Origin of the sequence: Methylobacterium sp. 275MFSha3.1 (assembly GCF_900108435.1) — a bacterium.
Classification (GTDB): Bacteria; Pseudomonadota; Alphaproteobacteria; order Rhizobiales; family Beijerinckiaceae; genus Methylobacterium.
This window is the reverse complement of record NZ_FNWP01000007.1, coordinates 169,606-183,751: the sequence shown is the minus strand read 5'-3', so window position 1 is coordinate 183,751 and position 14,146 is coordinate 169,606. Positions and strand designations below refer to the sequence as shown.

The 14,146-nt window shown below is 71.1% G+C and carries 19 protein-coding genes; 7 read left to right on the top strand and 12 right to left on the bottom strand.

The genetic code is table 11. The annotated features are described in order from the left end of the window. Positions 1 to 40: 40 nt before the first annotated feature. Positions 41 to 1,087, bottom strand: a complete 1,047-nt coding sequence (gene selD, locus BLW78_RS10315; protein ID WP_020090658.1) for a selenide, water dikinase SelD — start codon at positions 1,085 to 1,087, stop codon at positions 41 to 43. 73 nt (positions 1,088 to 1,160) lie between these two features. After that, on the bottom strand, positions 1,161 to 1,880 hold the full coding sequence (locus tag BLW78_RS10310; protein WP_091679164.1) for a cytochrome c biogenesis CcdA family protein: 720 nt from the start codon (positions 1,878 to 1,880) through the stop codon (positions 1,161 to 1,163). A gap of 196 nt (positions 1,881 to 2,076) precedes the next feature. Between BLW78_RS10310 and BLW78_RS10305 the strand changes: the two genes are divergently transcribed. From BLW78_RS10305 to BLW78_RS31335, 3 genes are all read left to right on the top strand, one after another. After that, complete coding sequence (locus BLW78_RS10305) at positions 2,077 to 2,586, top strand: metallophosphoesterase (RefSeq protein WP_091679162.1); 510 nt, start codon at positions 2,077 to 2,079, stop codon at positions 2,584 to 2,586. Positions 2,587 to 2,715: 129 nt separating this feature from the next. Continuing rightward, positions 2,716 to 3,039 carry a hypothetical protein gene (locus BLW78_RS10300; RefSeq protein ID WP_012322287.1) on the top strand — a complete coding sequence of 108 codons (324 nt, stop codon included), beginning with the start codon at positions 2,716 to 2,718 and terminating at the stop codon, positions 3,037 to 3,039. 88 nt (positions 3,040 to 3,127) lie between these two features. Beyond that, positions 3,128 to 3,265, top strand: coding sequence for a hypothetical protein (locus BLW78_RS31335; RefSeq protein WP_020090654.1), 138 nt, complete (start codon positions 3,128 to 3,130; stop codon positions 3,263 to 3,265). Here the strand turns inward: BLW78_RS31335 and BLW78_RS10295 are convergent, their stop codons facing one another. Then, positions 3,266 to 3,508, bottom strand: a complete 243-nt coding sequence (locus tag BLW78_RS10295; protein WP_020090653.1) for a hypothetical protein — start codon at positions 3,506 to 3,508, stop codon at positions 3,266 to 3,268. Positions 3,509 to 3,676: 168 nt separating this feature from the next. On the opposite strand from BLW78_RS10295, the gene flaF reads away from it, so the two are divergent. Beyond that, positions 3,677 to 4,048, top strand: coding sequence for a flagellar biosynthesis regulator FlaF (gene flaF / locus BLW78_RS10290; protein WP_091679159.1), 372 nt, complete (start codon positions 3,677 to 3,679; stop codon positions 4,046 to 4,048). Positions 4,049 to 4,061: 13 nt separating this feature from the next. On the opposite strand, the gene BLW78_RS10285 is transcribed toward flaF, so the two are convergent. Further along, positions 4,062 to 4,475 (bottom strand): flagellar biosynthesis repressor FlbT, encoded by a 414-nt coding sequence (locus tag BLW78_RS10285; RefSeq protein ID WP_056531717.1) that lies wholly within the window; start codon positions 4,473 to 4,475, stop codon positions 4,062 to 4,064. 150 nt (positions 4,476 to 4,625) lie between these two features. On the opposite strand from BLW78_RS10285, the gene BLW78_RS10280 reads away from it, so the two are divergent. Continuing rightward, positions 4,626 to 5,402, top strand: coding sequence for a D-xylose 1-dehydrogenase (locus tag BLW78_RS10280; protein ID WP_091679156.1), 777 nt, complete (start codon positions 4,626 to 4,628; stop codon positions 5,400 to 5,402). A gap of 87 nt (positions 5,403 to 5,489) precedes the next feature. Here the strand turns inward: BLW78_RS10280 and BLW78_RS10275 are convergent, their stop codons facing one another. The 5 genes from BLW78_RS10275 to BLW78_RS10255 all read right to left on the bottom strand — a co-directional run bounded on the left by BLW78_RS10275 (position 5,490) and on the right by BLW78_RS10255 (position 9,773). Next, a complete protein-coding gene (locus BLW78_RS10275; RefSeq protein WP_020090649.1) occupies positions 5,490 to 5,720 on the bottom strand; it encodes a hypothetical protein in 231 nt (76 codons plus the stop codon). Between the two features lie 216 nt (positions 5,721 to 5,936). Then, positions 5,937 to 6,188, bottom strand: coding sequence for a molybdopterin converting factor subunit 1 (gene moaD / locus BLW78_RS10270; RefSeq protein WP_091679154.1), 252 nt, complete (start codon positions 6,186 to 6,188; stop codon positions 5,937 to 5,939). Positions 6,189 to 6,242: 54 nt separating this feature from the next. Continuing rightward, positions 6,243 to 6,842: a CDP-diacylglycerol--glycerol-3-phosphate 3-phosphatidyltransferase gene (gene pgsA / locus BLW78_RS10265; RefSeq protein WP_020090647.1), complete on the bottom strand. Its 600-nt coding sequence runs from the start codon at positions 6,840 to 6,842 to the stop codon at positions 6,243 to 6,245. Positions 6,843 to 6,915: 73 nt separating this feature from the next. After that, positions 6,916 to 8,982, bottom strand: coding sequence for an excinuclease ABC subunit UvrC (uvrC, locus tag BLW78_RS10260; protein ID WP_091679151.1), 2,067 nt, complete (start codon positions 8,980 to 8,982; stop codon positions 6,916 to 6,918). Positions 8,983 to 9,056: 74 nt separating this feature from the next. Next, positions 9,057 to 9,773, bottom strand: a complete 717-nt coding sequence (locus tag BLW78_RS10255) for a protein phosphatase CheZ (protein ID WP_020090645.1) — start codon at positions 9,771 to 9,773, stop codon at positions 9,057 to 9,059. Between the two features lie 272 nt (positions 9,774 to 10,045). Here BLW78_RS10255 and BLW78_RS10250 point away from each other — a divergent pair, with 272 nt between their 5' ends. Next, the gene (locus BLW78_RS10250) at positions 10,046 to 10,846 is read left to right on the top strand and encodes a L,D-transpeptidase (RefSeq protein ID WP_026604541.1); all 801 of its coding nucleotides are present in this window, start codon (positions 10,046 to 10,048) and stop codon (positions 10,844 to 10,846) included. A gap of 100 nt (positions 10,847 to 10,946) precedes the next feature. Here BLW78_RS10250 and BLW78_RS10245 read toward each other — a convergent pair whose 3' ends face one another. From BLW78_RS10245 to pgeF, 3 genes are all read right to left on the bottom strand, one after another. After that, entirely contained in the window at positions 10,947 to 11,708 is a 762-nt protein-coding gene (locus tag BLW78_RS10245) for a DUF2076 domain-containing protein (protein WP_091679149.1), read from the bottom strand. 197 nt (positions 11,709 to 11,905) lie between these two features. Further along, positions 11,906 to 12,745, bottom strand: coding sequence for an outer membrane protein (locus tag BLW78_RS10240; protein ID WP_091679147.1), 840 nt, complete (start codon positions 12,743 to 12,745; stop codon positions 11,906 to 11,908). Positions 12,746 to 13,011: 266 nt separating this feature from the next. Beyond that, a complete protein-coding gene (pgeF, locus tag BLW78_RS10235) occupies positions 13,012 to 13,779 on the bottom strand; it encodes a peptidoglycan editing factor PgeF (protein ID WP_091679144.1) in 768 nt (255 codons plus the stop codon). Between the two features lie 144 nt (positions 13,780 to 13,923). Here pgeF and BLW78_RS10230 point away from each other — a divergent pair, with 144 nt between their 5' ends. Next, complete coding sequence (locus BLW78_RS10230) at positions 13,924 to 14,115, top strand: hypothetical protein (RefSeq protein ID WP_012322302.1); 192 nt, start codon at positions 13,924 to 13,926, stop codon at positions 14,113 to 14,115. Positions 14,116 to 14,146 lie beyond the last annotated feature (31 nt).

Below are 14,146 nucleotides of genomic sequence, written 5' to 3'. Positions count from 1 at the left end.
ACGGGAAGGTTGAAGATTGCCTCTCGTGGCGGGCGGCCCGTCAGGCCGCCACGCGGATCCGCGCCGGGCCGGCCTCGATCCGGCCGATCCGGGCCGCCGCCGGGTAGCCGGCCGCCCGGATGCGCGCCAGGATCGCGTCGGCCCGGTCGGCCGAGCAGGTCACCAGCAGCCCGCCCGAGGTCTGCGGGTCGGTCAGGAGATGGCGGCGCCACTCGGGGAAGTCGGCCGGCAGGTCCACGGCCTCGCCGAACGCCGCCCAGTTGCGGTGCGAGGCGCCGGTGACCGCGCCCGCGCGCGCCAGCGCCTCCGCCTGCGGCAGCAGGGGAAGGGCGTCGGCCTCGAGGGTGAGCGTGAGGCCGGCGCCGCGGGCGATCTCCAGGCCGTGCCCCAGGATGCCGAATCCGGTCACGTCGGTCAGGGCGTGCACGGCGGGCTCGGCGGCGAGATCGGTCCCGATCCGGTTGAGCAGCGTCGTGGTCGCGATGAAGTCGCGGTAGCCGGCCTCGTCGAGGGTCGCCCGCTTGATCGCCGCCGAGTACACCCCGACCCCGAGGGCCTTGGTGAGCAGGACGGCGTCCCCGGCCACCGCGTCGGCGTTGCGCCGCACCGCCTCGCGGCGGCAGGTCCCGATCACCGCCAGACCGTAGATCGGCTCCGGCGCGTCGATCGAGTGGCCGCCCGCCACCGGGATGCCGGCCGCGGCGCATTGCTCCGCGCCGCCGCGCAGGATCCGCGCGACCACCTCGGGGTCGATCTTCCCCAGCGGCATCCCGAGGATCGCCAGCGCGAACAGCGGCCGGCCGCCCATGGCGTAGACGTCCGAGATGGCGTTCGTCGCGGCGATCCGGCCGAAATCGACGGGGTCGTCCACCATCGGGGTGAAGAAGTCTGTGGTGGCGATGAGGCAGGTGCCGTCCTCCAGCTCCCACACCGCCGCGTCGTCCGCGGTCTCGTTGCCGACGAGGAGCCGCTCGAACGGGCCCGCCGCCGGCTGCTGGGCGAGGAGCTGGCGCAGGGTGGCCGGGTCGAGCTTGCAGCCGCAGCCGCCGCCGTGGGCGAGACTGGTCAGGCGGGGGGCATCGCTCATGGCCGAACTCCGTTCCGGATAACCTGGGGTCTTCGCGGGGTCTTCGCCGGGTCTTCGCCGGGTCTTCGCGGAGTCAGTAGCGCGTCGTCACCGCGTTGAGCCAGTCCGGCGAGGCCGCGACGGCCGCGGCCTCGACCCGCTTGTCGAGGCCCGTCAGCACCAGCAGCCCGAGCACGACCATCACGGCGCCGAGCGCGGCCTTCGCGGCCCGGCCGGCCGCAGCGAGGCCGCCGCGCCAGCGCAGCAGCGCCTCGCGGGAGACGAGGCCCAGGAGCATCAGCGGGGCCGCGGCGCCGATCCCGAAGGCCAGCATGGTCAAGGCGACGCCCCCGAGATGCTCGCCCCGCGCCGCCATGAGCGAGGCCGCCCCCAGGGTCGGTCCCACGCAGGGGCTCCAGGCCGCGCCGAGCAGCAGGCCCACGGCGAACTGGCTGGGCAATCCCCCGGAGCCGACGCCGCCGAAACGGTCCTCCACCCAGGCGCCGACCGGGCCGGCCGCCGTCGCGACCCGGGCCTGGAGCCGCGGCAGCATCAGCACGACGCCCAGGAGCACCAGGAGCACCGCGCCGGCGCGCCGGAACACGTCGCCGTCGAGCCCGACGGTGAAGCCGATCGTCGCGACGAACAGCCCGATGGCCGTGAAGGCGATGGCGAGGCCGGCCGCCAGAGCCGCCGGACCCAGGCGATGCTCGGCCGCCGCCGTGCCGAGCACGATGGGGATCAGCGGCAGCACGCAGGGCGAGAGCACCGAGAGCAGGCCGGCCAGGAACGCGAATCCCACCGTTCCCAGCATGCCCCGTGCCCTCCCGCTGGCGCCTCGCCCGACGAGGCTTCGACCCTGGCGCGCGGGCCGTCAACGCGCCAGGCGGACGCGGGCCGGCGGGAACAACGCGGCCGCGCGCCGCTTTCGGCGACAGTCCGGCGGCGTTGCCGGGCGAGGCGTCGAGGAAGGCGCCCAGGAAGGCGCCGAGGCGAGGCGGAGCGGACCGGTGACCATCTTCTTCACGGGCGACACGCATTTCGGCGATCCGCGGGCGCTGCGCTTCGACCACCGGCCCTACCCGGATCTCGAGGCCCACGATGCCGGCCTGATCGCGGCCTGGAACACGACGGTCGCACCCGGCGACACGGTCTGGCACCTCGGCGATTTCGCCCTCGGCCCGAGCGGTGACCGGATCCGCGCGATCCTCGCCGGACTGAACGGCGAGAAGCACCTGATCGCCGGCAACAACGACGGGCCGGACACGCTGACGGCGCCCGGCTGGGCGTCGGTCCGGCACTACGCGGAACTCGCCGTCGAGGGGCGGATGGTGGTGCTCTGCCACTACGCGTTCCGTACCTGGAACGGCATGAGCCGGGGCGCGCTGAACCTCCACGGCCACAGCCACGGCAAGCTCAAGCCGATGCCGAAGCAGTACGATGTCGGCGTCGATCCGATGGGTGCGGCCCCCGTGCCACTCTCCGCAATCCTGACCTCCCGACTGCGCCGGAAGCGGTGATTCGGGGCGGAACTTTCACGTCAGCTTCACTGTTTCAGCGGACAGAGAAGGAGTGGACCTGAGCCGCTCCGAGAAGCCCGGCAGGACCGCCCGCGGATCTGCCATCACAAACCGTGTGTGAGTGTTCCCGTGAGTGCCAAGTCGGTCACTCTGACCCGCTGCCTCGCCAGCCTCCTGGCAGGCCTCGCCCTGACTTCCGCCGCGTCGGCCCTGCCGTCCTGCATCGAAGCCCAGCGCAAGGTCGACGAGGCGAACGCCCTGCGCTTCCAGGCGCGTCAGGAAGCCCGCCTGGGCAACCATGACCGCGTCTGCGACACGCTCGACGAGGTGGGCGACCGCTACGACGATGCCCGCGACGCGTTCGAGCGATGCGGAGAGGGCGTCGTGGCCATCGATCTCCGCAGCGAGCTGCGGGGTCTGCGGATCGCCAAGAAAATCAACCGCTGCGACTGACCGGGTGCGCGATCGCACCTCGGCCATCCCGTTCCTGAAGCATCACCCCGATACGCGCGACGCTGGTCGCCGAGAAGGTTCTGCGCCGATGACCCCCGCCACGCTCTCGAACGACATCGAGCCCACCGTCACCCGCACCGGTCCGTCCTTCGCGGCCGCCCTGTGCGGTTTCGTCAGCACCACCGTCGCCACGACGATGCTGCTCATGCTGATCGGCACGTTCTGATTACGGTGCGACCGACCAAAATCTCTGGCGGTTGAACAGCATCTCCTGGGAGCCGATCTTCGGGGTCGGCTCCGTCCTCCGTCCGCAATCGGGCTCGGCCGGTTTCGTGACCGCCGCCAGGGTCGCTGGCGCCACCGGCACGAGGCCCAGTCGGGACTGCACTTCGGGTTGCCGTGCCGCCGCGATGGTCAGCACGCAGGCGATCAGGCCGCCGGCAACAGTTCCGAGAACGAAATTCAACATCGGGGTTGGGGTCCGGGGGCCGGTTCCTTTCGGCCGCACAGCGTCGTCGATAACCAACCCGGCGGCATCATGGCGGATGCGGCGCTCACGCGCTTTTAACTCCTGATCTGCGACAGCTACGCGCTAGCTTGCCTCAGTGGCAGGCCCGACGACGGGGCTGGACCGCCGATGAACTACGCCGCCAACGCCTACGCCAAGACCTCCCACAGCGCGCTGTCGCCCCGCGAAGCCGAATCCGCCGTGCTGCTCAAGGCAGCGCAGAAGCTGATCGGCGCCAGCCAGGGGCTCACCAGCGGCGACGCCGGGCGCATCAACGAGGCCCTGTCGTTCAACCAGCGGGTCTGGACGCTGCTGACCTCCGAGGCGACGTCCGCGGAGAACCCGCTCCCCGCCGACGTGAAGCAGGGCGTCGGACGCCTGGGCGTGTTCGTGCTCCAGAGCTGCATCGACACGATGATCGCTCCCACGCCGGAGAAGATCGCCACGCTCGTGTCGATCAACAATCACATCGCCGCCGGCCTGCAGGGGAATCCCGGCTGAGGCCGCGTGCCGGTCAGCGAGCCGCCGCGGCGTCCGGCACCTCGGCCGGCGATTCGGCTCCGGCCGCCTCCCACTCGACGAGCTTGCGGCTCAGCTTGAGCGACCGGTAATACTCGCCGGCCTCCACCGCCTGGGCGATCGCGGCGATCTGCCCGGCGGCGGCCGGCGCGAGTCCCAGCAAGTCCGTGGCCTGCCGGAAGAACAGGTCGATGCCCTGCGTCGGGTCGTCGGCGAGGTAGATGACCGTCAGCGTCAGGTGGAGACGCTTGCAGGCCGTGTCGGCCTCGCTCTCCGTGATGATCTCGCTCTCGCGCAAGAACTTGCACTGCGTCTCGATCAGGAAGGTCGAGCGACGGTCGCCGTTGCGGAGCAGCGCGCCGTTGATGATCAGCCGCTCGAACGGCTTGAGTTCCAGGCGCAGGGGCATCGGGTGTTCCTTTCTAGAAGACCCGGCGATCTCATTCGCGAACCGTTAACGTTTCGCGAATGTCGGACGGCCGCGCCGCCGTTGCCGCGGGTGGCCACCGTGATAAACTCGGACAAATTCCGGCCGGGCGAGCCACGTCGAGGAGGGTCGATGACGGCGACGGGCGATCAGCGCGCGCGGTATCCCAGCCTCGCCGGCAAGCGCGTCCTCGTGACCGGCGGTGCCTCGGGCATCGGCGAGGGGCTGGTCGAGGCCTTCGTCAGGCAGGGCGCCCGCGTCCTGTTCTGCGATATCGCGGACGACGCGGCCCGCGCCGTGGTGGCGCGCCTCGCGCCCGGCGCCGCGCACGCCCCGCTCTACCGGCGCTGCGACCTGACCGATATCGAGGCGGTCCGCGCGCTGGTGGCCGAGGCCGACACGGCCCTCGGTGGGCTCGACGTCCTGATCAACAATGCCGGCAACGACGACCGCCACGCTCTCGCGGACGTGACGCCCGCCTACTGGGACGACCGGATGGCGGTGAACCTGCGCCACCTGTTCTTCGCGGCCCAGGCGGCGGTCCCACCCATGCGCCGCGCCGGCGGTGGCGTGATCCTCAATTTCGGATCGATCAGCTGGCATCTCGGGCTGACGGAGATGCCGCTCTACCAGACCGCCAAGGCGGCGATCGAGGGCATGACCCGGGCGCTCGCCCGCGACCTCGGCCGCGACAACATCCGGGTGGCGTCGATCGTGCCGGGCAACGTTCAGACGCCCCGCCAGGAGCGATGGTACTCGCCGGAGGGCGAGGCGGAGATCGTCGCCGCGCAGTGCCTTGACGGTCGGATCCAGCCGGCCGACGTCGCCGCGCTGGTCCTGTTCCTGGCCTCGGACGATGCCCGGATGTGCACGGCCCACGCGTACTTCATCGACGCGGGCTGGCGCTAGGACCGGCGCCGGGCAACCAAGCGGCCGGGCAAAGGATCGGCCGGGCGGAGGCGTCGACGGCGCTCCGGCCCGGCCCGCTTCCCTGCCTCAGTCGCAGGTCTCCTTCTTGACGGTCTTCGAGTCGCCCATGTCGTTCTCCTTGCGCACCGTCTTGGTGACGCAGCCGTCGCCGTGGTCGTGGACGGTCACGGACTTCGACTCGGAGGCCGGGCGGTCGACGACGACGGCCGGGCGGTCGCGCTCGATCACCGTGGTCTGGGCCTGCGCGGCGGCGCCGAGGCTCAACAGGGCGGCGGTCGCGAGCAAGGTCATGCGCATGCTGAAACTCCAATACCGATTTCGGTAGCGGATAACGGCAATGCCAGCTTGGGCGTTCCGCGGCGTGTCGCGTCCTGAGGCGGGCCGAACCCGTAGAGAACTTGGCTCGGCCCGCGCGCCGTTCGGCATGAGGTGCAGCCGGAGCGACGGCGCCAATGACTGCGGAAGCCGACCCGTTGCAACCCCGGCGAACTACGTGCGCGGCGCGGCCGGGTCTCAGCCGCCGGTCATCGGCGGGAAGAAGGCGATCTCGTGGGCTCCCGCGATCGGCGCGTCCAGCTTGGCGTGGGCCCGGTCGATCGCGGCACGGACGACGCCGGGATCCTCGAAGGCGTAGGCGTATTCCTCGCCCCGGCCCCGGAGCCAACCGACGAGATCGGCGACGGTGGCGACCTCCGGCGGCGGCGCCAGCTCCTCCTCGGAGCGGCCGATCCGCTCGCGGACCCAGGCGAAATAGACGAGCTTCATCGCATCACCGTACCGGAGACAGGGCAGGGACCGCGCGTCCCGGAGACGGATCCCTCAGCGCGGATCGTCGATGACGTGCTTGATCCCGGCCCGCATGTAGTCCCACCCGGTCCAGAGCGTGAGCGCGGCGGCGAGCCACAGGAGCGTCAGGCCGATCGGCTCGGTTCCCGGGAGCACCGTCTCGCCCGCCGGACCGGCCACCAGGAAGCCGAGGGCCAGGAGCTGCACCGTGGTCTTCCACTTCGCGATCCGGCTGACCGGCACGCCGACCTTCAGCTCCGCCAGATACTCGCGCAGGCCGGAGACCAGCACCTCGCGGCAGAGGATCACGATGGCCGCCCAGATATTCGAGCCGACGATGGTGTGGTCCGCCGCCAGCATCAGCAGGCACGCCGAGACCAGGAGCTTGTCGGCGATCGGATCGAGCATCCGGCCGAGCGCCGAGCTCTGGTGGTAGGTGCGGGCGACGTACCCGTCGAGGTAGTCGGTGATCGCGGCCGCGACGAACACCCCCAGCGCCGTCCACCGCGCCGTGTGGGATTCGGGCCAGAACAGCAGCGCGACCATCACCGGCACGGCAACGAGGCGCCCGTAGGTCAGGCAATTCGCGAGCGTCCAGGCCGGCGACCGTCGTCGGGGAAGGACGGCGTTCATCGGAGGGGTGAAATCAGAGCGGGGCCCGGGCGTCAACGCCTCAGATTCCGCCGCGGCCATCGCGGCCGGGTTCTCAGGCGCCGGCATGAAAGAAGTCGTAGACCGCCCGCGCGGTAGCGGCGTTCACGCCCGGGGTCTTGGCCAGATCCTCGAAGGCGGCGCGCTCGATCGCCTTCACGGTCCCGAAGTGGTGCAGCAGCGCGCGCTTGCGGCTCGGACCGATGCCGGCGATCTCGTCCAACGGATTCTTCACCATCTCACGCTTCCGCTTGGCCCGATGGCTGCCGATGGCGAAGCGGTGCGCCTCGTCGCGGAGCCGCTGCACGAAGTAGAGCGTCGGGTCGCGCGGCGGAAGCTTGAAGGGTGGCCGGCCGGGCACGAAAAACGTCTCCCGGCCCGCATCCCGGTCGCGGCCCTTGGCGACGCCGACGAGCGGCACGCCCGCCACGCCGACCTCATCCAGCGCCGCCCGCGCGGCGTCGAGCTGGCCCTTGCCGCCGTCGATCAGCACGAGGTCCGGCCAGGCCGGGAACGCCTCGCTCTCCTCCGCCGGGGCCGGCACCGGCTCCGGCACGCCGCCCTCGGCGGCGGCCACGGCCGCCTCGCGCTCCGTGCGCGGCGCCTCCTTCACGAGCCGCTTGAAGCGCCGCTGCAGCACCTCGCGCATCATGCCGTAATCGTCCCCGGGGGTCAGATCCTCGGACTTGATGTTGAACGTGCGGTAATGCGCCTTCATGAAGCCCGTCGGGCCGGCGACGATCATGCCGCCGACCGCGTTCGTGCCCATGATGTGCGAGTTGTCGTACACCTCGATCCGGCGGGGCGCCCCGTCGAGCCCGAAGGCCTGGCCGAGGGCGGCGAGGAGCTTGCCCTGCGAGGCCGTGTCGGCGAGGCGCCGCGCCAGCGCCTCCTTGGCGTTGCGCTGGGCGTAATCGACGAGGTTCTTCCGCTCGCCGCGGCTCGGCCTGTGAATCTCGACGCGGTACTCCACCCGGCTCGACAGGGCCGCCGCGACCAGCTCCGCGTCCTCGATCGCGTGGCTCGTCAGCACGGTCCGGGGGGCAGGCTTGTCGTCGTAGAACTGGCCGATGAACGAGCCCAGCACCTCGTCGGGCGTCATCGTCCGGTCGGCCTTCGGGAAATAGGCGCGATTGCCCCAGTTCTGGAAGTTCCGGAAGAAGAACACCTCGATGCAGAACTGGCCGGCCTGCTCGTCCAGCGCGAACACGTCCGCCTCCTCGACGCCCTGGGTGTTGACCCCCTGCACGCCCTGGATCGCCGACAGGGCGGCGATGCGGTCGCGGAACCGGGCGGCGCGCTCGAACTCCATCGCCTCGGACGCCTCCTGCATCTCGGCGCGCATCCGGTCCTTCACGGCGTTCGACTTGCCGGCGAGGAACGCCCGGGCGGAATCGGCCATGGCCGCGTAGTCGTCCGCGGCGATCTCACCCGTGCAGGGGCCGGAGCAGCGCTTGATCTGGTAGAGCAGGCAGGGCCGGGTGCGGTTCTCGTAGTAGCTGTCGGTGCAGGTGCGCAGCAGGAAGGCGCGCTGCAGGGCGTTCACCGTCCGGTTCACCGCCCACACGCTGGCGAACGGGCCGTAATAATTGCCCTTCCGGCGCCGGGCGCCCCGGTGCTTGACGATCTGCGGGGCGGGGCCGTCGTCGGTGACCAGGATGTAGGGGAACGACTTGTCGTCCCGCATCAGCACGTTGAAGCGGGGCTTCAACTGCTTGATCAGGTTGGCCTCGAGGAGGAGCGCCTCGGTCTCGGTCGCCGTGGTGACGAACTCCATCGCCGCCGTCTGCGAGATCATCCGGGCGATGCGGTTCGAGTGCGCCTGGCCCCGCGCGTAGGAGCCGACCCGCGCCTTCAGGTTCTTGGCCTTGCCGACGTAGAGGACGTCGCCGCGATGGTCGAACATCCGGTAGACGCCGGGCGAGGACGGCAGTGTCGACCAGAACCGGCGGATCACCTCGGTTCCGGCCTGGACGGCGCCCGGCTCGAAGTCGAAATCGATCTCCGGCGCCTCCGTGTCGGGGAGGCCGGCTTCCGGCTCGTCGGCGGCCTCGTCCCGCTCGGCGTCGCGGCCGTCGTCGAAGGTGTCGGGGGGCAGGTCTGAGAGGGCTCTGCGGCTCATACCGCAGATCTAAGCGTTCCGGACCGCCAGGGGGACCGGGGCGGCGACAAAAATCGCGCGCCCGGTCGGCTCGATCAGTCGAACAGCGAGTCGATGTCGCTCTGGTCGACGTGGCCGATGTCGTGGTCGAGCTTGGGCCCGTTGAGGAGCGAGCTCTCGTCGTCCAGGGAGGTCGGCACCGGCATGACGGTGATGAGCTCCTTGAAGCTGTCGAGTTCCGACCACGTGGCGATGAGCCGGTCGAGATGCTCCTCGATGAACTTCATCACGCTGACGATCTTGGTGATCCGCTGGCCGGTCAGGTCCTGGAAGTTGCAGGCCTCGTAGGCGGTGATCACGCGCTCGAGGATCACGTCGACGTGCTGCTTCGTGCCGGGCGGCAGCGTCGCGGCGTTGAGCATGCCGGCGTGGCTCTCGATCTCCTCGATCGCGCCGAGGAGCTGCGTGGTGGCGCGCTCCGTCGAGTCGACCACCGCGTCGAGCTCGTCGGCCGCCCGGCGCATGCCCTTGCCGGTGTTCTCGGTCCGGTGCAGCGTCGCCAGCTCCGACTTGGTGCGGGTGATCGCCTCCTTCATCACGTCGAGCTCGGTGCGCATCGCCAGCGCCTCGTGCAGCTCGCGGCGGCACGACTCGATGGTCTCGCTCGCGCTCATCTGCGTGACGCGGCGCAAGTCCTGGATGGCGTTGAAGATCTCCTCCAGGCGCTCGCTCGAGGCGGACGCCCCGGGTCCGGGAGGGGGAGCCGCGGGAAGCCCGAGACTGTCTTCGATGCGATAGCGCTTCTGGGTCATCGTCCGGGCGTGAGCGTTCGGGTTCCGTCGCCGCGACTGTCTACCATAACGGTTAGCGGACTGTGACTGCCGAGCTTCTTGCCGCCGGCCCTCTTCGCCCGGGGGCCGAGGGCCCCGGCGGGGCTTAACCGCCGATTCACGCTGGTCGCGACGGGCCGGGGACGGGCCGGGCCGCCCCGGCGATTCACCACGTTCGTTCACCGGATTCGGTAAAATTCGACGGGATCGTTCGCGGGCCGGGAGCACGGGCACCGGCTCGGGAGCATGCGACGATGCGGCGTTCAGTCCGTCTGGGAATGGGTGTGGCCGCGGCCGCGTTCGTGCTGTGCGGCCCCGCCCGGGCGCAGCAGGCGCGCTACGCCGAGGGCGGCTACGGCGGCGGCCTGATCGAGTATCTCGTCACCGGCAGCGCCGGCGGCGCGCCCGGGCGCGGCTGGCCGCAGCGCGCGGCGCCGCAGCAGCGCGTCGCGGCCTATTCCGGTGAGCTGGTGCCGGTCGAGCCGGAGCCGGCGCAAGGTTACGGGCAGGCGTACGGGCAGGCTTACGGCCAGCCCTATGGCCAGGCCTCCGGCGCCCCTCAGCCCTACGGTGCGCCCCAGGGAGATCCGGGCCGGATCGGCCGCGCGGTCTCGCCGGAGTACCAGCGCCAGGAAGTGGCCTTCACGGGGCGGCAGAAGCCCGGAACGATCGTGATCGACACCGCCGGAAAGCATCTCTACCTGGTGCAGGCCGGGCAGCGCGCCCTGCGCTACGGGATCGGCGTCGGCCGCCCCGGTTTCGCCTGGAGCGGGCTGAAGACGGTCAGCCGCAAGGCGGAGTGGCCGGACTGGACGCCGCCGGCCGAGATGCTGGCCCGCCGTCCCGACCTGCCGCGCCACATGGCCGGCGGCCCGGAGAACCCGCTGGGCGCCCGCGCCCTCTACCTGGGTTCGTCGCTCTACCGGATCCACGGGACGAACGAGCCCAACACGATCGGGCAGTCGGTCTCGTCGGGGTGCATCCGCATGATGAACGACGACGTCATCGATCTCTACGAGCGCGTGCCGGTGGGGACGCGGGTCGAGGTCCTCTGAGCGGCCGACGCGGCCCCGGTCGCGGATCGGACCTTCCGGATACGAGAAAGGCCCGGCCGCGCATGACGCGACCGGGCCTTCCGCTGCGTCTCAGGGACGATCAGGTCCAGTCGCTGTCGTCGCCGCCGCCGAGGTCGCCGCCGAAATCACCGCCCGGATCACTGTAGCCGGCGTCCTGGAAGCTGCCCATGTCGCCGCCGCTGTTGTCGAGGGCCGAGCCGAGATCTTGGTTGCCGCCGCCATCGCCGTAGTAGTTGTTGACGACGGTCTCGCCCCCGCCGCCGAGACCGGCGGCCGCGGCGCTGCCGAGGCTCGAATGGCCGCCCGCGAAGGCGTTCGACAGGGCGCTGCCGAGGAGCATGCCGCCCGCCGCGCCGGCCGCCATGGGCAGGGCCGTCGCCATGAAGCCGCCGCCGCGCGCGGGCGCCTGGGGCTGGCCGCCCCACGGGCCGCCTTGCTGCTGCGGGTAGCCGCCCTGCTGCGGGTAGCCCTGCTGCGGGTAACCCTGCGGCGGGCCGCCCTGGTTGCCCCAGGGCTGGCCGCCCGGACGCGGCTGGCCGTAGCCCGGCTGGGGCTCCTGGCGCTGCTGGCTGCCGCCGCCGAAGATGCTCGACAGGAAGCCGCCACCCCCGGAGGACTGGGCCGGGGCCGCCTGGCTGCGGGCCTGCTCCAGCTGCTGGTTCAGGCTCTTGATCGCCTCTTCCTGCACGTAGATCAGCTGCGCCATCGCGTAGGGCGCGTAGGGCTGCGCGCGGAGCTTGTCGGCGATGAAGCGCTCCGCCTCCGCGTCGCGGGGCTGGGTCTGCGCCTGCTCCAGCCGCTGGAAGATTCCCGAAATGACGTCGCGTTCTTCGCTGTTCATGGAGTCGTCCTCCTCGAATCTCGCCCGCGGGCCCGAACGCGCCGCATGGCAGCTAGGACATGGGTGCGCGGCGACGCTTTGTCAGGGGGATTGCGAAAACTTCATCCGCCTATCCCGAAACGCGAGAAGCCCGACCTGCCGGCCGGGCTTCCTGCATGCCGAGTGGGGGGCGCGGCCGCGGCCGCGCCGACGCGATCCTAGAACGTGCCGAACTTGTAGTTCAGGCCGGCGCGGACGACGGCGAACTGGTCGTCGCGGCGGCCGACGCCGCTGTAGACGACCGGGAAGTTGTTGGCGGCGTTGATGACGAACGCGCCCTGGTTGCGGGTGCCGCGGTCGAGGTTGACGTACAGGCCTTCGACCTTGAGCGTCACGGCCGAGGAGCGGAAGAAGTTCAGGAACGAGTCGGTGGGCAGGGCGTACTCGATGCCGCCGCCGGCGGCCCAGCCGGTGCGGAAGCTGTCGTTGCCGGCGTAGCCGCCGAAGGAGCGGTCGGCGCTGCCCGAGCCGTAGGCGAAGCCGCCGGTGCCGTACACGAGGGTGCGGTCGAAGGCGTAGCCGAGGCGGCCGCGCACGGTGCCGAAGAAGTCGAGGCTGGAGAGGCCGCGCGGGTCGGTGACGTAGTAGCCGGGGGCCAGCGCGCCGGAGATGAAGGCGTTGTTCCGGCTGCGGCCGAAGTCGAGGTACTGGGCGTCGGCCTCGACACCGATCACGAGGCCGGAGCCGGGGGTGATCTGCCAGTTGTAGCCGATCTGGCCACCGCCGGAGAAGCCGTCCTGGCTGCGGTTGCGGAAGGAGGCGACGGTGCCGGGGGCGGCGTAGGGGAAGGGGACGGCGAAGGTGTTGCCGGTGTTGCGGTCGCTGGCGTCGAAGGCGTAGCCGGCGTTGATACCGAAGTAGGCGCCGGTCCAGGTGAAGACCGGGACGGGGGTGAACACCGGCGGCGGGGCGGCGCGGCGCGGCAGGTCGGCGGCGAAGGCCGAACCCGCGAAGGCAACGCCCGCGAGGGCCGTGGTCACACGGAGCATGGATTTCATGATCTGGTCCTCACTGGTGGTCCGCGCCGTCCTAAGCGGGGACGGTTGCGGAACCGGATCTGGCTGCGTTCCAGCGGTTCCAGGGTTGCTTTGCGCTCCGCGGTGTCGCCGACCGCTCTCGCGGCCCCTTGTGGCAACCCGCCGTTTTCCCCGGCACCTTGACCCCTAAACGCGGTCGAATGGCCAAGGTTCATTTACGGCTACGCTTTTTTCGGGCCGAGGATTGACAAAGTGTCGCAGCCCCTTTCCGAGGCCGCACTGGCTCGTCAGGGCACCAGCGTGATCGCGGAGATCAGGCGGCCGTAATCCGCCTCGCCGCGATGCGTGGTCCGCCGGTAGCTGTAGAACCGCTCCGGATCGGCGTAGGTGCAGAGATTGAGTGCGGTGGCCTCGCCGATCTCGGTCTCGCCGAGCCGGGCCAGGATGAAGCCCGGAAGATCGAACTGGGCGTGCCCCGGCCGCGTGCCGGGGCCGAGGAAGCGCTCCATGCCGGGGGCATCGCTCCCGAAGCGCGCGACGAAGTCCGGACCGACCTCGTAGGAGGCCTGACCGATCGTCGGTCCCAGGACGGCGACGATGCGGCTGCGCCGCGCCCCGAGCGCCTCCATCGCCGACACGGTCGCGCCGATCACGCCGGTGAGCGCACCCTTCCAGCCGGCATGGGCGGCGCCGACGACGCCGTTCTCGGGATCCGCGAACAGGATCGGCCCGCAATCCGCGGTGGCGATGCCGAGCGCTAGGCCCGGAACGCGCGTCACCATGGCGTCGGCCTTCGGCCGCTCCGCCGCGAAGGGGGCCTCGACGGTGACCACGTCGGCCGAGTGGACCTGATACAGGCTCACCAGCCGGTCCTGCGCCAAGCCGAGCTGCGCGCACATCCGCGCCCGGTTCTCGGCGACGCGCTCCGGCGCGTCCTGGGAGCCGAGACCGCCATTGAGCGACGCGTACAGGCCCTCGGAGACCCCGCCGACGCGGGTGAAGAAGGCGTGGCGCACGCCCGCATGGGCGGAGAGTTCCGGCGCCTCGATGAACATGCCTGCGGTCACGGTCGGCCTCGCGCTTGCCCCTGTCGCGCCCCGATAGCGCAAGGGCGGACCCTTGACGATGTCGTTCAACCGTCAGATTCTTGCTGCATTGCAGTACGGAGCCGATCCGGCCCCGCCTTGAGAAGGATCGCGATGTCACGAGGGATCGAGACCGACGCCCTGCCCGAGACGCCCGAGGCCGAAGAGCCCCGGATTCCGAGCGCGCCTGCCCACCCCGTCACGGGAGAGCCCGCCGCCTTCGACCCGACCGACCTCAACCCGCCCGCGCCGCCGACTCCGCGGCCCGCCAGCCAGACCGATTCCGGCTTCGGCTCCTTCGGCTGAGAGTAGCCGGCCCGGACGGGGCCGCGCATCG